The organism is Rhodobacter sp. JA431 (genome assembly GCF_900217725.1).
Classification (GTDB): Bacteria; Pseudomonadota; Alphaproteobacteria; order Rhodobacterales; family Rhodobacteraceae; genus Rhodobacter; species Rhodobacter aestuarii.
The window spans coordinates 92474-109388 of record NZ_OBMP01000008.1 but is presented as its reverse complement, the minus strand read 5'-3'; the positions used below and the strand labels follow the sequence as shown (position 1 = coordinate 109388).

General features: G+C 62.3%; 16 protein-coding genes. 12 read left to right on the top strand and 4 right to left on the bottom strand.

Annotation, left to right across the window (positions count from 1 at the left end):
- Window positions 1-61: 61 nt before the first annotated feature.
- The 3 genes from CRO18_RS15240 to CRO18_RS15230 are packed head-to-tail and all read right to left on the bottom strand — an operon-like array spanning window position 62 to window position 1957.
- Window positions 62-634 (bottom strand): biotin transporter BioY, encoded by a 573-nt coding sequence (locus CRO18_RS15240; protein WP_097082775.1) that lies wholly within the window; start codon window positions 632-634, stop codon window positions 62-64.
- The gene (locus CRO18_RS15235; protein ID WP_097082774.1) at window positions 624-1256 is read right to left on the bottom strand and encodes an energy-coupling factor transporter transmembrane protein EcfT; all 633 of its coding nucleotides are present in this window, start codon (window positions 1254-1256) and stop codon (window positions 624-626) included. The genes CRO18_RS15240 and CRO18_RS15235 overlap by 11 nt, the downstream gene beginning before the upstream one ends.
- Window positions 1250-1957 (bottom strand): energy-coupling factor ABC transporter ATP-binding protein, encoded by a 708-nt coding sequence (locus CRO18_RS15230; protein ID WP_097082773.1) that lies wholly within the window; start codon window positions 1955-1957, stop codon window positions 1250-1252. The genes CRO18_RS15235 and CRO18_RS15230 overlap by 7 nt, the downstream gene beginning before the upstream one ends.
- A 130-nt stretch (window positions 1958-2087) precedes the next feature.
- Here CRO18_RS15230 and CRO18_RS15225 point away from each other — a divergent pair, with 130 nt between their 5' ends.
- Complete coding sequence (locus CRO18_RS15225) at window positions 2088-3776, top strand: ABC transporter ATP-binding protein/permease (protein ID WP_097082772.1); 1689 nt, start codon at window positions 2088-2090, stop codon at window positions 3774-3776.
- Window positions 3773-5437: a thiol reductant ABC exporter subunit CydC gene (gene cydC, locus CRO18_RS15220; RefSeq protein WP_097082771.1), complete on the top strand. Its 1665-nt coding sequence runs from the start codon at window positions 3773-3775 to the stop codon at window positions 5435-5437. The genes CRO18_RS15225 and cydC overlap by 4 nt, the downstream gene beginning before the upstream one ends.
- Window positions 5438-5440: 3 nt before the next feature.
- Here the strand turns inward: cydC and CRO18_RS15215 are convergent, their stop codons facing one another.
- Window positions 5441-6838 (bottom strand): cytochrome P450, encoded by a 1398-nt coding sequence (locus CRO18_RS15215; protein WP_097082770.1) that lies wholly within the window; start codon window positions 6836-6838, stop codon window positions 5441-5443.
- Between the two features lie 172 nt (window positions 6839-7010).
- On the opposite strand from CRO18_RS15215, the gene CRO18_RS15210 reads away from it, so the two are divergent.
- The 10 genes from CRO18_RS15210 (at window position 7011) to CRO18_RS15170 (ending at window position 16909) form a co-directional block, all read left to right on the top strand.
- On the top strand, window positions 7011-7766 hold the full coding sequence (locus CRO18_RS15210) for a Crp/Fnr family transcriptional regulator (RefSeq protein ID WP_097082769.1): 756 nt from the start codon (window positions 7011-7013) through the stop codon (window positions 7764-7766).
- Between the two features lie 128 nt (window positions 7767-7894).
- Entirely contained in the window at window positions 7895-8200 is a 306-nt protein-coding gene (locus CRO18_RS15205) for an STAS domain-containing protein (RefSeq protein ID WP_097082768.1), read from the top strand.
- Window positions 8201-8209: 9 nt separating this feature from the next.
- On the top strand, window positions 8210-8578 hold the full coding sequence (locus tag CRO18_RS15200; protein WP_076486368.1) for a response regulator: 369 nt from the start codon (window positions 8210-8212) through the stop codon (window positions 8576-8578).
- A complete protein-coding gene (locus tag CRO18_RS15195) occupies window positions 8575-10554 on the top strand; it encodes a chemotaxis protein CheA (protein ID WP_097082767.1) in 1980 nt (659 codons plus the stop codon). The genes CRO18_RS15200 and CRO18_RS15195 overlap by 4 nt, the downstream gene beginning before the upstream one ends.
- A complete protein-coding gene (locus tag CRO18_RS15190; protein WP_076486366.1) occupies window positions 10551-11033 on the top strand; it encodes a chemotaxis protein CheW in 483 nt (160 codons plus the stop codon). Before CRO18_RS15195 ends, CRO18_RS15190 begins: the two co-directional genes overlap by 4 nt.
- The gene (locus tag CRO18_RS15185) at window positions 11030-12742 is read left to right on the top strand and encodes a methyl-accepting chemotaxis protein (protein ID WP_212710151.1); all 1713 of its coding nucleotides are present in this window, start codon (window positions 11030-11032) and stop codon (window positions 12740-12742) included. The genes CRO18_RS15190 and CRO18_RS15185 overlap by 4 nt, the downstream gene beginning before the upstream one ends.
- Complete coding sequence (locus tag CRO18_RS15180; RefSeq protein ID WP_097082766.1) at window positions 12739-13212, top strand: chemotaxis protein CheW; 474 nt, start codon at window positions 12739-12741, stop codon at window positions 13210-13212. Before CRO18_RS15185 ends, CRO18_RS15180 begins: the two co-directional genes overlap by 4 nt.
- Complete coding sequence (locus CRO18_RS19005) at window positions 13212-14042, top strand: protein-glutamate O-methyltransferase CheR (protein WP_212710149.1); 831 nt, start codon at window positions 13212-13214, stop codon at window positions 14040-14042. The genes CRO18_RS15180 and CRO18_RS19005 overlap by 1 nt, the downstream gene beginning before the upstream one ends.
- Window positions 14043-14045: 3 nt before the next feature.
- Window positions 14046-15149, top strand: a complete 1104-nt coding sequence (locus CRO18_RS19000; RefSeq protein WP_212710147.1) for a chemotaxis response regulator protein-glutamate methylesterase — start codon at window positions 14046-14048, stop codon at window positions 15147-15149.
- The gene (locus CRO18_RS15170; RefSeq protein WP_097082765.1) at window positions 15146-16909 is read left to right on the top strand and encodes a hypothetical protein; all 1764 of its coding nucleotides are present in this window, start codon (window positions 15146-15148) and stop codon (window positions 16907-16909) included. The genes CRO18_RS19000 and CRO18_RS15170 overlap by 4 nt, the downstream gene beginning before the upstream one ends.
- The last annotated feature ends 6 nt before the right edge of the window (window positions 16910-16915 follow it).

Below are 16915 nucleotides of genomic sequence, written 5' to 3'. Positions count from 1 at the left end.
CACAAATCAGTGATTTGCGCGATTTCGGGGCAGATATCGTCAGATTGCCGCAGCTGCAGCCTTAGGCGCGGGCAATCAGCGCCGAGGGGCGATAGCGGGCGATGGTACGCGCGATCATCCCGGCCAAAACCGCTTTCACAAGGTCGCCGGGGATAAAGGGCGCCATGATCAGCGTCGCGGTCCAAAGGCTCATCGGAGTGTCTTCCGGCCCCATTCCGGCATTTTTGAAAAGCCAAAAGCCGACGATGCCGAGCGCATAGAGCACGCCGATCCCGCCAAGAACCGAGCCGATCCCAGCCGCAAGCGCAACTGGCAGCGCGCGGATGCGCTCCACGATAAAGCCCGTCACAAAGGCTGCGGGCAGCCAGCCAATCAAGAAGCCTGCGGTCGGGCCAACAAAAATGCCAAGACCGCCACGGCCACCCGCCAGCACAGGCAGGCCAAGCGCCACAAGGCCTTGCACCAAAAGCACCGCCAGCGCACCGCGCCAGCTACCCAGCACCGCGCCCGCGAGCATGACGCCCAGCGATTGCAGCGTGATCGGGACGCCAAAGCCAAGCGGAATGGCCGGGACAAGGCCCAGAACCACGATCAGCGCGGCAAAGACGGTGATAAGGGTCAGATTACGTTCCATGCCGGTCTCTCCTTGTCGGCAAAGGGGCAATCCCGCCCCGCGCGCGCAGGGCTTCGGCCAAATGATCCGCATCGTCAAGCAGCGAGAATGCGAGCGGGGCGACGAGTTTTGTGCGCGGGCGGCGCGGGGACCGGGCACGCCATGCATCGGTCATCGCCGCATAACGGGCACGTAGTTCAGGTATGAAGCGCAGCACCAACCCAACGGCCAGCGCAGGCAAGCGCGGCGATAGGCCAAAGTGCCGGATCGGCTGCGCGAGCCGTTCGACAAGGGCAATAATTTCCGGCAGCGGCGTTGTCAGCGTGACAAAATTGGCAAGGCCTACCATCGCCACAACCCGGATGCCGAAAACGGCGCCTTGGCTAAACTCGCGTTGCCAAAAGTGCCAAATCACGATCACCGCAACGATCCACAGCACAGGGCGCAAAGCCTGCAGCGCGATTTTGCCGGCGGCGAGCCCCAAGGACAACGTCAGCCCCGCCGCGAGGGCAAGGCCAATAAGCTGCCCCGTCAGCGTGCCAAATTGCATGAGCCCCACCATCAGCACGGCCAACACGCCAAATTTGACGCTTGCGGGCAGTTTATGCGCCCAGCTGCGCTTGGGCAGGGCCAAGCTTAGCATGCCATGCTCCGCGCCAATTCTTCCATCGCCGCGCGGTAGCGAGGCAGCACCTCATCGGGGGAGCCATCTGCAGCTATCTTGCCCGCCTCAAGCCACAAGATCCGGTCAAACCCTTCGACCCGCGACGGGTCATGGGTGACAATGACGACGTTTTGCTTGAGTGCTTTGATCCGCGCCTCAATCGCGAGCCCCGTCGGCATATCAAGGCTGGCAAAGGGCTCGTCGAACAAAATCCAGCGCGGCTCCATCGCCAAAACCGCCATCAGGCACAGAAGCTGCCGTTGCCCTTGTGAAAGCGCGTGGCTCAGACGGTCTTCCCAATCGGCGCGGCCATGATGGGCCAAAACACTGCGGGCGCGGGCCCGTGCCTCGGCCCGGCTGAGGCCTTGTTGCTCCAGACCAAAGGCAATCTCTTCGATCACAGCAGGAAAGATGATCTGGTGATCGGGGTTTTGAAACAGCAGTCCCACCGTGTCGAGCGCCCCGGCGCGGTCTTTAAAGACATCTACGCCTTCAACCGTCACTGTGCCCGATTGCGGCGCAACCAATCCTGAAATCAGGCGGATCAGCGATGATTTCCCCGCCCCATTGCGCCCCACAATACCGATGCGCCGCTCGCGCAACTGCAAGCTGAAATCGCGAAAAACCTCTGCCCCTTCGCGGGTCAGGCTGATGCTTTGGATGTCGATTCCATGTGTCATGGCGCCGCATTGCCCTTTGTGATCGCCCTCGTCAACCGAGCGACTGGTGAAATCTCGACGAGAGTGCTAGGCAGGACGCGCCGGGAAGCTGCCAATACGCCCGTGCCACTTTGATTGATCACCACTCCTAATGAAGAAACGCGATAAATCCACCTCTACCGCGAAGGCCGAACTGGCCAGACTCATCGCCCCGGTCGCGGGTCGTTTGCGCCTTGCCGGGCTTCTGGCCGCTGTTTCTGAATTGCTTTGGGCCGCCCAATCCGCGCTCGTCGCCTTGGCGATTGGCGGGCTTCTCGCCCCCCCGGTGTTGCTGCCGATCTGGGAGGCAGCGCTTGGTTTCATGGCACTCATGGGGCTGCGCGCCGCGCTCGATGCTGCGGCACAAGCGCTGGCCAGTCGGGGCGCAACACGGCTTGTCTCGACCGAGCGGCAAGCACTGATTTCGGCCGCCGCGCGGCTTGATGCCCGCGCCTCTGGCCTCACTCCTGCCGAACTTGCCTCGCTTGCAGGCGAAAAGCTTGCCCTGCTGGGCCCGTTCGCCGCGCGCTACACGCCCGCCGAGATGCGCTCGCGCATCGTGCCTTTGGCGCTGATTTTGATGACCCTGCCCTTTAGCTGGATTGCGGTGCTGATTTTCCTGATCGCACTGCCGCTCATTCCCATTTTCATGGCGCTGGTCGGCATTGCTGCACAGGAAGCTTCGGAAAAGCAAATGGCGCAGATGGGCACGCTCAATGGCGCTTTGGTGGACCGGATTGCCGCTGTCACCGACCTACGCTTGATCGGAGCAGAAACGCGGGCCGGCAATGACTTGGCCAATGTGTTTGAGCGGCTGCGCGCCCGCACCATGAAAGTGCTGGCCGTCGCCTTCCTTTCCTCCACTGTGCTGGAGCTTTTCTCCGCGCTCGGCGTGGCGTTGGTCGCCATCTACGTGGGCTTCAACCTATTGGGTGAAATCCCTTGGGGGTCATGGGGTGCGCCGCTCAGCCCTGAGGCCGGGATCTTCCTCTTGATGATCGCACCCACCGTGTTTCAGCCGATGCGTGATTTGTCTGCCGCGTGGCATGACCGCGCTTCGGCGCTTGCCGTCGCAACAGATCTGGCTGCGGCGAAAGAAACGCTCGCCCGCGAAGGCACGCTTTTGGGCTATGGCACGCCCGAAAAGCCCCTGCCGCCAGCCACGCTGCGTTGGGCCGGGCTCGCCTTGCGGCCTGCCCCCAATGCCGCGCCCATTCGCTTTGCCGATGGCGCCATTGCGCCGGGTGAGGCCGTCGCACTTTCTGGCCCCTCGGGCGCAGGCAAAACCACGCTTTTGGCGGCGCTTGCCGGGCTGATCCGGCCCGATGAGGGCACCATCTTGTGGGGCGAGACAGAATTGAACGACGCCAATGCCGATGACATTCGCGCCGCGATGGGCTGGCTGCCGCAAGCGCCACAATTCATCGCCGCGCCGCTGGCCGAGGCCATCACTTTGGGGCGCGAGGGCGATTTAAATGCGGCGCTGAAAGCCGCGCAGGCGGAAGACATTATTGCCGCCTTGCCCGAAGGCCTCGCGACGCCCTTGGGCGACATTGGTGGCGGTGTCTCGGGGGGGGAGGCGCGACGGCTGATGCTGGCGCGCGCCCACCATGCGCAAGCGGCGATGATCTTGGCCGATGAACCCACGGCCGATTTGGACGCCGACACCGCCCAAGCGGTGATGGCGGGTCTGATGGGGCTCAAAGCCAAAGGCGCGGCGCTTTTGATTTCCAGCCATGACCCCGCCGTTCTGGCCGCTTGTGATCGGGTCATCACGCTTGAAGCGGGGGGGCTGCAATGAAATCGCTTCTTCTGGTCGCCCGGCTGATCTCTGAAAACGAACGCCAAGCGTTTTTGCGTGGGCTGATCTTGTCGATCCTCGTGCTGATCATGGGCGCGGCGCTTTTGGGTCTCTCGGGCTGGTTCGTGACCGCCGCGGCAGCGGCGGGCATTGGCGGGATCGGCATTGCCTTTGACTTTTTCCGCCCCTCGGCAGGGGTGCGCTTCCTTGCGCTTGGGCGTGCGGCGGCGCGCTATGGCGAGCGGATGCTGAGCCACGACGCCACCTTGCGCGCCTTGGCCCGCCTGCGCGGCGCGGTGCATTCCGGGATCACGCGGCTGCCGCATGAGGTGCAAGCGCGGCTGCGCGGGGCCGAGGCGCTGAACCGCCTCACCGCCGATATTGATGCGCTAGACGGGCTGATGCTGCGCCTTGTGCTTCCGTTCTTTGCCGCTTGTGCGACCCAAGCCGTGGCCTTTGTGGCGCTTTGGTTCCTTGTGACCCCTGCGACAGCCATTGCGGTGATGGCGATCTATTCGCTGGGTGGCATTTCGATCCTGACCTTGGCAGCCCTGCGCGCCCATGCGCCTGCCACCGCAGCCGAGGCGAGTCTGCAACAGATCCGCGCCCAAAGTCTGGACCTGATGCGTAACCGGGCCGATTTGGCCGTGGCCGGTGCGCTGGAGCGGCAAACCGATGCCGCTTTGGAGGCTGTGCGCGCCGAAGAAGCTGCCCGCCAACGTCTGGACGATATTGACCTGTGGTCCGGCGCGGCGCTTGCGCTCACCGCCGGGCTTGCCGCAACGGCCGCAATCTTCTTGGGCGGACGCGCGGCGGAAGCCGGGATCATCTCGCCTGCGGAAAGCGCGATTGGCTTCTTTGTCGCGCTGGCGCTGGCCGAAACGCTCACCACCCTGCGCCGTGGCTTGGCTGAATGGGGCCGGATGCAAGGCGCGGCTGGCCGGGTCTTGGCACTGGTCGATACGCCCGCGCGCGCGACAACCCAAACCGCGCCCGCACCGCGCAGCGGCGCCCCGGTGCTGGAAGCCAAAGCGTTGGTGCATCGCCGCCCCGGTGCAGAACGTGCCAGTTTTGGCCCGCTCTCTTTCACGCTGGCCGCAGGTGAAACGCTTTTGGTCACAGGGCCGTCGGGCGCGGGGAAATCCACGTTGCTCGCCACGCTCTCTGGCCTGATTGCCCCCAGTTCGGGCGAGATCCTTCTTTCCGGCGCGCCGCTCGGCGATTGGTCCGAAGCGCGGCTGCGGGAACGGCTCACGCTCGTGCCGCAGCGCTCCGCGCTGATCGGCGGCACGATTGCGGAAAACCTTGCTCTCGCGCTGCCGGAAGAACGCGCGCAGGATGATGAGCGGATGTGGCAGGCGCTGGAAGCGGTGCATTTGGCCGGTGTGCTGCATGCCCGCGAAGGGCTTCAAACCCTTCTTGGTCCGCAAGGCTCGGGGCTTTCGGGCGGGCAAGCCAAACGGCTGGCGCTTGCGCGCGCCGCGCTACGCCGCCCACAGGTGCTGATGCTGGATGAGCCGACCGAGGGGTTGGACGCCGCCACCGCGCATGGCACGCTTTTGGGGCTGCGCCAGCTTCTGCCCGAAGCCGGGATCATCTTTGTCAGCCACCGCGCGCCCGATGCGGCAATGGCTGACCGGGTGCTGACGATTACGGTCTGAGCCTTACGCCCGCGGCGTTAGCTTCAACTTGATCCCGTGATCCGAGCGCACGGTGAGATGCGCAACAGGCATCGGCACTTCGCCCGCAACCGGCTCAAACCGGAAGGCACGCAAGAACATAGAAAGCAAAAGCGGCCCCTCCGCCATGGCAAAGGCCGCACCGGGGCACACGCGCGGCCCTTCGGAGAACGGCACATACGCATCGCGCAGGCCGGTTTTGCCGTTCTCGGTCTCCCAACGACCCGGATCAAAGGCATCGGGATTGTCCCAAATACGCTCGTGGCGGTGAAGGTGCCACGGGCTGACAATGATTTGCGCGCCCTTCTTTACCTTGCGCCCCCTGAAATGCATCGGGCAGGCGGCTTCGCGCACGAACATCGGCACCGGCGGGTAAAGGCGCATTGCCTCGCGGAACACCGCACGGGAGAGTTTGAGTTTGCTCAGGATCGAGAAATAGGGCGTGTCATCGCCCAAAACCTCTGTCGCCTCGGCGGCGAGCTTTTCTTGCCATTCAGGATGCGTGGCAAGCAGGTAAAGCGACCACGCTAGCGCAGCGGCGGAGGTTTCATGCCCGGCCAAGAAGAAGATCGCCACCTGATCGACCATCTCGCCAGTATCGAACACCTTCCCGGTTTGCGGGTCTGGCGTGGTCATGATTTTCGTCGCCAGATCATCGGGCGCGGTGCCCGCCGCAATCTCTACCGCGCGCATTTCCGCCAATTGTCCAATCAACGCCCGGATCGCCTTTGCCGTTTCCACTGTTTTCTTGGAATGGACCGAGGGGAACCATTTCGGGAACGGCAAAATCGCCGCAAGGTTCGCCACAGGATGCGCCGCTTGGTGCGCCCGGAACCCCTCAAACGCGGCTTGGGCAATCTCATGTTCGATCGGCATCGAGAACATGGTGCGGAAGATCACATCCATCGCCACATGGCTGGTTTCGGCTTCAATGTCATGTGGTGCGCCGTCGGTCAGGCCCCGTAGGCGCTCCACCGCCGCAACCCCGCTGTGCCACATTGCAGGGAAGACCTCGCGCAGTCGCCCACCCTCGAACGCGGGGTCAATGATGCGGCGCTGGTGTTCCCACATCGCGCCATTGGTGATGAAAACACTGTCACGCAAGAGCGGCTTCAGCCCCATGCGGATACGTTCCGATTTGGGGAAATCATGCGCCGAGCCGCGCAAGACGCGGTGCACCAAGTCAGGCTCGTTGCACAGGAACGAGCGGAAGAACGGCGTGCGCATTTCCGCCATCCAAGCGCGGTAAAGATGCGCGGGCTGGGCCGAAAGAATGTCCCGCTGAAACAGCTTCAAATACTGCCAAAGCGACACCTTTCCCTGCCGTGCGGGCGGCTTCGGGGGCAGGGTCATTTCCGGAGCATTGGCGGTTTCATCGGTCATTTCATGCTCCGTTTGGCCAGTATCGCGCCGATATCGAGGCGCTTTTCGCCTCTGTCAGTGACAGCGCTCACATCTTAAATGCCTCTTTAGGAGGTGATACCATGTGCCGCACTCGCACGCACCTGCCGATAGCGGTATGAAGATTTAAGAGGTTTTCGAAAGGCCTGCGCCCATGGCTGACGTGTTCGATCCGCCCCATCATCCTTGCGGACGGTGCATTTTTTACGAAAAGAGCCTCTGGCATCCCGTGGGGCTTGGGTCGGTGTCGCAACTGACAGGTGGGTTCTCGCGCCGCGAAATCGCCCAAGGTGAGGTGCTCTTTGAACAGGGCGCGCCGAACCGAGGCGTGTTTTGCGTCTCCAAAGGTCTGTTTGCACTGCGCAGCCACAATGCCGATGGGTCTTCGACACTGATGCGGCTGGCCTATCCCGGCGAGATCATCGGGTTTCGGTCTTTCCTTGGCCAAGGCGAACACCAAACCGAGGCGCGCGCATTGATGCCCTCGCGGGTTTGCACCGTCGCACGCATGAGCGCCGAACGCCTGATCCGTCACCATCCTGCGATTCTTGAGCGGCTCATGGTGCGCGCAGTGGCAGAGATTGACCGCTCGCATGCGCGAATCATTGCGGCAGCAACCACCTCAAACAAAGAACGTCTTTCGAAGCTTCTCGCTTGGCTGATGGCACGGCATGGTGCCCCCGAGGGCGAAGAGATGCATATGCAACTGCCGATGACCCGGTCTGACCTTGCCGATTTGATCGGTGTGCAGCGCGAGACGATGTCGCGGCTGGTAAAAAGGCTTGAGGAAGATGGGGTTTACCGCTTCTCGGGTCGTGAGGTTTGGATGCAGGGCGTGCTTGAGGACTATCAAGGCGAAACCGAGGCCGAGCGCGAAGAGGTCCGGCTTCTGGTTCAGCGCCTGCGCTGATCTGCTCAGCTGAGGGGCAAGGCTTCGTTAACCCCCTTCCGACAATTCTATATTTCAGGCTCCAATTTAGCGTTTCGGTAAGCCGATCAACGTAGCGTGATGCGCACAACTTCGGAGATGCGCACCCGATGGACCTTTCATCCGACTACTCCCTTGCCGACCTTCCCGTGCTGCACGGTGAATTGCAGCGTTTGCTGGCCGAGACCAGTGCCCCCCGGATCGAAACCGGGGCCTTGAACGATGCCTCCTTGGCATTGGTTCAATTGCTTTTCTCGGCGCATCTTTCCGCACGCAGCCTCGGAAAGCGGCTCGAAATCTCTTGCCCTGAAGGGGGCGCGCTGGCCCGCGCGCTGGAGGGGTTTGGCTTTCTGGAGGCCGTCGATACCCGCCCGCGTCTTGAAAACGGAACTTGGTCCGGCCTGACCGCAGCCTGAGGAAGACCCATGACAAAAACCATTATGACCATCGATGACAGCCCCTCGGTCCGGCAAATGATGATGATGACCCTGCGCAGCGCAGGGTTTTCCGTGATGGAAGCGGTGGATGGCGAAGATGCGCTGCAGAAGCTTGCGGCGACCAAGGTCGATGCCGTCTTCACCGACCAAAATATGCCGCGCCTTGACGGGCTTGGCTTCATCAAGAAATTCCGCGCCACGCCGGGTGCGGTTGGCGTGCCGGTGGTCTTCCTTTCTACCGAATCGCGCGATGACCTGAAGGCCGCAGCCCGTGCCGCAGGCGCGACCGGCTGGCTGACCAAACCCTTCGATCAAGAAAAGCTGCTTGATGTTGTTCGCAAGGTCGTGCGCGCATGATCGACGAGGCTGGTCAGATCTTTCTGCAGGAAGCCACCGAACTGGTGGCCGCGCTTGAGCGCGACCTGCTTGCGCTCGAAACATCCCCGGATGATTCCGAGATGGTGAATGCCGCGTTCCGCAGCCTGCATACGCTCAAAGGCTCCGGGGCGATGTTCGGCTACACGGCGATGAGCGCCTTTTTGCATGAGTTTGAAACCGCTTTTGACCGTGTTCGGCAAGGCGATGTGGCGCTGAGCCCGGCGATTGTGGCGGCCGCCCTTGCGGCTTGTGACCGGGTTTTGCCGATGATCTCCGATCCCGATTCGGAATCTGCTGCCGCGCAAGCCGTGCTCGAAACTCTGGCCCGCGCGATGCCGGGCGGGGAGGGCGCTGCCCCCGCAGCGCAGGCCGAGGCTGCGCCAGAAAATGCCGCGCCGGTGGCCGAGGCTCTGCGCTTCCGCCTGCCGCCAGATGTGGTGAAGCTGGGCCATGACCCGAGCATGCTGCTGGATGAGTTGCGTGAACTCGCGCCCGCGCAGGTGCAGGCGATCACAGACCGGATCGCCCCGCTCGAAACGCTGGACCCGCTCGATTTCCTTGTTGGCTGGCGCGTTGCTTTTGAAACGCCCGTGCTGCGCGAGGCGATCGAAGATGTGTTCATGTTCCATGGCGATGATCTGGAACTGACCTTGGAGGGTGGCCATGCCGCCCCCGCCGCGCCCTCGGCCCCGGTTGAGGCGAAAGGCACGGCAACCCCCGAGACGGGGCCAAGCACTCCGGCCGCTGGCGCTCCTGCAAAGGCTGCCCCCGCTGCTGGCGAAACGATGCGCGTGGCGACGGAACGGCTTGATGAGTTGATGGATCGCGTTGGCGAATTGGTCATTGTCGAGGCGCGCTTGCAAGCCTTGGCCGCGCAAAGCCGCGACCCCGCGCTTTTGGCCGTTGCTGAAGATATCGAGCGCCTCGCTGCGGGCCTGCGCAGCGCGACCATGTCGATGCGAATGGTGCCGATTGGCTCGATCACCGGGCGGTTCCGCCGTTTGGTGCGCGACCTTTCGGCGATGCTTGAAAAGCCCATTCATTTTGAAGTGTCGGGCGAAGAAACCGAACTCGACAAAACGATGATTGACCTGATCGCCGATCCGCTTGTGCACCTGCTGCGCAACTCGGCCGATCACGGTCTGGAAAGTGCAGAGGCACGCCGCGCTGCCGGCAAGCCCGAGGGCGGTACGGTGCGGCTTTCGGCGGCCTATGCGGGCGCCGAGGTGCTGATCACGCTAACCGATGATGGCCGTGGCCTTGATCCGGGCAAAATCCGCGCCCGCGCCGAGGCCAACGGTCTGATCAGCCCCGATGCGCAACTGTCGGAGCGCGATCTGTACAACCTGATCTTTGAGCCGGGCTTCTCCACCGCCGCTGCTGTGACCGAGGTTTCGGGGCGGGGCGTCGGCATGGATGTGGTGCGCCGCACGATTGAACAATTGCGCGGCCAGATTGAGCTCGATTCCGAACCGGGCCACGGCACCACCGTGACCCTGCGCCTGCCGCTTACGCTCGCCATTATCGACGGGTTGCTGATCGAAGTGGGCGGCGAGCATTACACGATCCCGCTTGCGGCGGTGGAAGAATGCGTGGAACTGCCGCTGGCCCAAGCGCAAGAAAACGGCTCTGCCGCGTTCCTGAATATCCGCGGCGCGCTGGTGCCGTTCTTGCGGCTGCGCGAACTCTTCCATGTCGATGCACCGCTGAGCCTGCACCCGAAAGTGGTGATCGTTCAGGCCGGTGGGCACCGGATCGGCCTCGTGGTCGACCGGATCGTCTCCAACACGCAAACCGTGATCAAGCAACTCAGCCAATTGCACGCACATCTGCGCGGCTTCTCTGGTGCGACGATCTTGGGCGATGGCCGCGTCGCGTTGGTGCTGGATGTGGGCCAGATCGTGGCGCTTGGGCGCGAGGCCGAAGAGCATATTCGCCGGGAGAGTGCAGCATGAACGGCAATCAGATCGACGTGGTAACGATGCGCTTGGGCAAAGAGATGCTCGCTGTGGCCGCCTCGAACCTGCATGAAATCCTTGAGCCCGTGCCCGTCACGCGCGTGCCAAATGCCGGGTCTTTCGTGTCTGGCTTGATCAATGTGCGCGGCGCCGTGGTGCCGCTCGCCGATCTGCGCGCGATCTTTGGCATGGAGGCCGAAGAAACGACGCATGACACCCGAATGGTGGTGCTGGATGTCGAACTGGAAGGCGGGGCTACCACCGTCGCCATTTTGGCCGACAAGGTGCTCGATGTCTCGGCTCTTGATCTTGAAAGCGTCGATGCCGCGCCGCCCGTAGGCAGTCGTTGGCCAACAGAAATCGTGCGCGGCATCGGCCAGCGCGACGGGGAATTCGTTATTTTGCCGGACCTGCCGGCGATCTTCAAATCGCACTGCGCCCGCAGCGCTGAACCTAGGAAGGACATCCATAGATGACTGCCAAAACCAAGACCTCGCGCGGGCGCTTGCAAAGCGTTGCCGCGAAAATGTTCCTGCTCCAGATGGTGACCATCTCCGCTATGGTGGGGATTGCCGCGATCGGGATCTGGGGGGACACCCAAGGGGCGAAAGCCCTGCATTCGGTGCATGACAACAGCGTTATGCCGTTGATGCACCTGCGCCAAGTCGATGCCGCCTATGTCGTCGAGGCGCCCCGTGTGTTGCGCCGAGCTGCCGATGGCAAGATCAGCTGGACCGAAGCGCAAGAAGAACTGGCGACGATGCGCCAAACGAGCGCGCAGGAATGGGAATCCTATCTCTCGACCGAGCATTCCGCCGATGAAGAAGTGATGCTTGAAGAAGCCGTCGCCGCGAAAGTGACGGCAGAGGCCGCATTCTCCCGGCTTGAGGCCGTTGCCCGTGCTCGCAACAGCGAAGGTCAGAATGAGGCTGTTGGCGCCTATCTCGAAGCCGTTGCACCCTTCACCGAATTGGTGGAGAAGCTAGAAGCTTTTCAACAGCATGAAGCAGATGTGCTCACCGAAGTTGGCCTCGCCCGTTCGGACATGATCGCGCTTTTGATTGGCGGCGTCGCCTTGGGGGCAATCTTGCTCGCGTTGACGCTGGTACTGATGTTCGGCGCGCGTCTGCGCAAAGCGCTTGGTGCAGCCGTCGGTCTGGCCGAAGATGTGGCCAAAGGCGATCTGCGCCACACCATGGACGTGACCTCGCGTGACGAGATCGGTGATCTCTCGATCGCGCTCAATGATATGGTGGAGCGTCTGCGTGTTATCGTGAACGATGTCTCGACCGCCTCGCGCGATGTGGCCACCGGGGCCGAGCAGCTTTCCTCGACGGCGCAAGAACTCAACCACGGCGCCACGGAACAAGCGACCGCGACCGAAGAAGCCTCTTCTTCGATGGAAGAGATGGCCGCCTCGATCAAGCAAAACGCCCAAAACGCGGGTGAAACCGAGGCGATGGCGCGGAAATCTGCTGAAGATGCGCGTCTGTCGGGCAGCGCGGTGACCCGTGCCGTCGATGCGATGCAAACCATCGCCGAAAAGATCATGGTGGTGCAGGAAATCGCCCGTCAAACCGACCTTCTGGCGCTGAACGCTGCGGTCGAGGCGGCCCGTGCTGGCGAACATGGCCGTGGTTTCGCGGTTGTTGCCTCGGAAGTGCGTAAGCTTGCCGAACGCTCGCAAGCGGCGGCTGGCGAAATTTCCTCGCTGTCGAGCAACACCGTGCGTGCGGCGCAAGAAGCGGGCGATATGCTGGCCGGCCTCGTGCCCGATATCGAGCGCACCTCGAAACTGGTCGAGAACATCTCGCGTGCCTCAAGCGAACAAGCCGCCGGTGCCTCGCAGGTCAATACCGCGATCCAGCAGCTGGATCAGGTGACTCAGCAAAACACCTCGGCCGCCGAGCAAATGTCGTCCACTGCCGAAGAGCTTTCGGGTCAGGCCGACCAACTGCAAGCGGCGATTGGCTTCTTCCGCCTGAGCGACAGCGAAACCGGCTCGCGCCGCACCCCCAGCAAAGCCGCGCCCGCGCGCAAAGCCCCGGCCCCGGTCCGGTCTGCGCCGAAACCGGCTGCGCAATCGAACGGCGGTGGCTTCGACTTCCAGCTTGATAGTTCGGAAGACGACCTCGACGCCAGCTTCCTCAGCTCTGGTGGTGCGAAGCGGGGCCGCGTGGCATGATTGGTCCTCAGGTCCTCACGCTACAGATTGACAGTGATCTCTTTGCCCTGCCGGTTGCGCGGGTCCAAGAGATCCTCGATCTGGCGCCTTTCCTCAAGGTGCCGCATTGGCCCACCCATCTTCTGGGTGTGATCGATGTGCGCGGCACCGGGGTGGCCGTGGTTGACCTGCGGCGGCTCTTGGGCCTTGCGCCCAAGCCCGATGATGCGGCCACCCGGCTGGTGGTCTTGCGGCTCGATACGCCGCGGGGCCCTCTTGGGATCGCGCTCAAGACCGAACGCGTGCTCGAAGTGACCGAACTTGATGGCCCGAAGCAAGACCCGCTGCCCGAAACCGGCATGGCCGACGGTGTCAGCCGCTTCGTGGCCGGGCTGGGCCGACGGGATGGAAAACTGGTGGCTATGCTTGATCTGGACGGCATGTTCGATGCCGAAACCCTAGATCAGGCCCAAGGCGCAAAGGCTGCATGATGCCCAACACCGCCCGAAACCAAGGCCCTGACCTGTTCACGCAGTTCACCGATTTTATTCGTGACGAGATCGGTGTGAACCTGTCGTCGGCAAAACGGGTTATGATCTCCGGGCGGTTTCACAAACGCATCGTTGCGCTTGGTCTGAAGGATTTCGACGGCTACCTGAAGTGGCTTTATGAAACGAAATCCTTCGACTCGGAACGTCACCACATTTTTGATGCGGTGACGACCAACAAGACGGATTTCTTTCGTGAATCCGAGCATTTCGATATCTTGCAAGAGGTTTGCATTCCGCGTTTCCGCGAAACCGGGCGCAACCGCTTCAAAGCGTGGAGTGCCGCAGCGTCCACCGGGGCTGAGGCTTATACGCTGGCGATGGTGCTCGCCGAACAGGCGCGGGTGTCACCCTTTGATTGGGTGATCCTTGGCACGGATATCAACAACCGGGTGCTTGAGACCGCGCGCCTCGCGATCTATCCCGAAGACCAGCTTCGCCCGCTTACACCGGCCGAGCGTAATCGCTATTTCCTGCAAGGCACGGGCGACTATGCGAAAGCCTTTCGGGTGGTGCCCGAGTTGCGGGCCCGTGTGAACTTTACCCGGCTCAACCTGATGGATGAGAGCTTTCCGATCGACAGCGATGTCGATGTGATCTTTCTGCGCAACGTCCTGATCTATTTCACGCCGGAAGATCAGGCCGCGTTGATTGATCGGCTTGTCCACCATCTTGCCCCAACCGGCAGCCTGTTCGTTGGCCATTCGGAATCGATGGTCGTGCGTCATCCCGCGCTTAAACAGATTGCACCCGCCGTTTACAACAGGATCTGACCCATGAGCGCAGCGCCGTTAAATGTTCTGATTGTTGATGATTCCGCCGCGATCCGTTCGGCCTTCGCCTCGATCGTGCGCGAAGATCCGGGGCTGAGCCTGATGGGCGCCGCCGCCGACCCTTATGAAGCCGCGAAAATGATGCGCGACACGCTGCCTGACGTGATGCTGCTGGATCTTGAATTGCCGAAAATGGATGGGCTGACCTTCCTGCGCAAAATCATGTCGCAGCGTCCGCTGCCCGTCGTGGTCTGCTCGAGCCATACCGAAAGCGGCTCGCAGGCGATGATCAAGGCGCTTGAAAGCGGTGCCGCCGAGGTTCTGGCAAAGCCGCGCTTTGACAGCCCCGAGGCGCGGCGCGAAGCGGCGATCCGTCTGGGCGATGCCTTGCGCGCCGCTGTGGCCGCACGCAAGGGCCGCAAGATGCGCCCCGATGCGCTAAGCCCCGGAGAGAAATTCACCGCCGATGTGATCTTGCCCTATCGCGAACCGGTGGCTGTGCCGCAAACCGCCCCGCTCATCGCGATTGGTGCCTCTACCGGTGGCACCGAGGCTCTGCGCGAGGTGCTGACCGCCTTGCCAGCGGATGCGCCGGGTATCGTGATTGTGCAGCATATGCCCGAAGCCTTTACCGGGGCCTTTGCGCGCCGCCTTGATGGGCTGTGCCAAATCACCGTGAAGGAGGCCGAAACGGGCGATACCGTCGCCCCCGGGCTGGCGCTGATCGCACCGGGCAACCGCCATATGGTGTTGCGGCGCGTCGGGCGCGGCTATCAGGTGAGCCTTCTGGATGGGCCTTATGTCACCCGCCACCGCCCTTCGGTCGACGTGCTGTTCCGTTCCACCGCGCAGCAAGCGGGGGCCAATGCGCTTGGGATCATCCTCACTGGCATGGGCTCGGATGGCGCTGCGGGGATGCTGGAGATGTATCAAAACGGTGCCCGCACGATTGCCCAAGATGAGGCAACCTGCGTCGTCTACGGCATGCCGCGTGAAGCCTTTGAAATGGGCGGAGCCGAGCGGCAATTGCCGCTGGGGGCTATTCCCGCCCAAATCACCAGTTTCACGGGGGCCACGCGCCCGAAACACCGGGATGGAGCCGCATGACCTCAGCCAAATCCTCCCTCTGCCGGACCGCCGAAACCGGGCGTGAAAAGGTGCGTGAGGTGCGCGAACGCACCGAGGCGCATTTCTTGACCACTGGCAGCGCACTCATGTCGGTCTGTGACCGTTTTGAAACCGTGGAACGGCCCATCGGTGCTATTTCTGAGCTTGCCTCTGCGGGCGAAGTGCAGGGGCTGGCCGCCACGATCCGCCGTTTTGAAACGATGCTGCATGCGCTTTTGGCAAGCGTACAGGAGGCGCGCACGCCGCTTTCGAACACGCTGGAAACAGCGCGCACCATGCATTCGGCCGTGGCGCAATTGTCGCGCACGATCCGCACCATGAACATTGTCGCGTTAAATGCGCGCGTGACCGTGGCGCCGATGGTCGATGTGAAAGACTCGATGACAGTCTTTACCCGCGATGCCGCCGAATTGGTGCAACAAGCCTTTGGCAAGTTGGTGGAAATCAACGATGCCCTGGCGCATCTGGATGAGGCGGTCGAGGTGGCGCGCGGGCGTTCCGCCGATTTGGGCCGGCAATTGGACGAACGTGCCGCCGTGGTTTTGGGTGACATCTTTACCGGGCTTGGTCAGTTGGAAGACCATATCGGCGCATTGACCACACAGGGCGGTAAGCTATCGCGCGGAGCGCTGACGATCCGCGATGCCGTGTCCAAATCCGTTTTTGCGCTGCAATCGGGCGATGCGATGCGGCAGCGGCTTGAGCATATCGAAGAAATGTTTGAGGCGGTCTGTGACCGCGCGCCGGGGCTTGGCTTGCAAGCGGCGCTTTTGGCGCTGGTGCAACGGCAGATGTTTGACGCGACCGAGCGCCACGCGCCGCAGGTTTCCTTGCTGGAACGTCAGCTTCGGCTCGCCACCAACCAGACCACCACCTTCTTGGCGGAAGTCGATGATCTGTTCAGCCCCGGGCGAACCGGGGTGGTGGAGCTTTTGCGATCTTTCACCCAAATCGAGACCGTTCTGGCCGATGTTTCGGCCCTGCAACAAGACCTTGGCGATGATGCTCTGCGGCTCAGCGCTGGCGTCGAGCGGGTGCAAGGCTTGGTGCAGGAAATCGGCGCGCTTGAAGCACGGATGAACCTGATTGGCATCAATGCGGTGATCGCCTGTTCAAGCCTTGGGCAGGATGGCTTGCCGCTCAAAGTGATCGCGCATCAATTGCGTGATCTTGTCGAGCAAAGCAGCACCTGCGTTGTGCATATGCATCGTGATCTGGATGCGATGCGCAAATCGGCAAGCACCGTGGCCGAGATGCTGGATCAGCAAGCACAAGAAACGCAGAAAATCCGTGGCGGGCTGGAATTGGAAGTCACGCAGGGGCTTGAAAAGCTGCGCTCCGCCTTGGCGGATGCGCGAGATGCGATCAATGCAAACCAATCGCAGCTATCGGGCGGCATTGCTGCGGGCGTGAAGGCGATGGAAGACCATCAAAAAGAATTGCGCCAATTGGTGGATGAGGTGGCGATGGCTATTTCGCGTGAGCCGCGCACCCGCAAGTTTATCCTGACCAAAGACGAGGTCGCGCTGATCGCGCATCTGCGTGATATTCTGTCGATCGAAATCGAACGCAATGTGCTTGATACTTGGCTCGGCACGATCGGGGTCGATCCGGAAACGATCATCGGCACGCCAACGGGCACCAGCGATGATGAGGTGACCTTGTTCGATGATTTCGACAGCCCGCCCGCCAGTTCCGGGTCGGGTGACGATTTCCTCTTCTTCGATGAGGCGATCTGAGCCGGG

Coding starts and splice junctions, on each gene's coding strand:
- CRO18_RS15240 (WP_097082775.1), bottom strand. CDS start 634: ATGGAACGTAATCTGACCCTTATCACCGTCTTTGCCGCGCTGATCGTG.
- CRO18_RS15200 (WP_076486368.1), top strand. CDS start 8,210: ATGACAAAAACCATTATGACCATCGATGACAGCCCCTCGGTCCGGCAA.
- CRO18_RS15230 (WP_097082773.1), bottom strand. CDS start 1,957: ATGACACATGGAATCGACATCCAAAGCATCAGCCTGACCCGCGAAGGG.
- CRO18_RS15190 (WP_076486366.1), top strand. CDS start 10,551: ATGAACGGCAATCAGATCGACGTGGTAACGATGCGCTTGGGCAAAGAG.
- CRO18_RS15235 (WP_097082774.1), bottom strand. CDS start 1,256: ATGCTAAGCTTGGCCCTGCCCAAGCGCAGCTGGGCGCATAAACTGCCC.
- CRO18_RS15195 (WP_097082767.1), top strand. CDS start 8,575: ATGATCGACGAGGCTGGTCAGATCTTTCTGCAGGAAGCCACCGAACTG.
- CRO18_RS15215 (WP_097082770.1), bottom strand. CDS start 6,838: ATGACCGATGAAACCGCCAATGCTCCGGAAATGACCCTGCCCCCGAAG.
- CRO18_RS15225 (WP_097082772.1), top strand. CDS start 2,088: ATGAAGAAACGCGATAAATCCACCTCTACCGCGAAGGCCGAACTGGCC.
- CRO18_RS15185 (WP_212710151.1), top strand. CDS start 11,030: ATGACTGCCAAAACCAAGACCTCGCGCGGGCGCTTGCAAAGCGTTGCC.
- CRO18_RS19005 (WP_212710149.1), top strand. CDS start 13,212: ATGCCCAACACCGCCCGAAACCAAGGCCCTGACCTGTTCACGCAGTTC.
- cydC (WP_097082771.1), top strand. CDS start 3,773: ATGAAATCGCTTCTTCTGGTCGCCCGGCTGATCTCTGAAAACGAACGC.
- CRO18_RS15205 (WP_097082768.1), top strand. CDS start 7,895: ATGGACCTTTCATCCGACTACTCCCTTGCCGACCTTCCCGTGCTGCAC.
- CRO18_RS15210 (WP_097082769.1), top strand. CDS start 7,011: ATGGCTGACGTGTTCGATCCGCCCCATCATCCTTGCGGACGGTGCATT.
- CRO18_RS15170 (WP_097082765.1), top strand. CDS start 15,146: ATGACCTCAGCCAAATCCTCCCTCTGCCGGACCGCCGAAACCGGGCGT.
- CRO18_RS19000 (WP_212710147.1), top strand. CDS start 14,046: ATGAGCGCAGCGCCGTTAAATGTTCTGATTGTTGATGATTCCGCCGCG.
- CRO18_RS15180 (WP_097082766.1), top strand. CDS start 12,739: ATGATTGGTCCTCAGGTCCTCACGCTACAGATTGACAGTGATCTCTTT.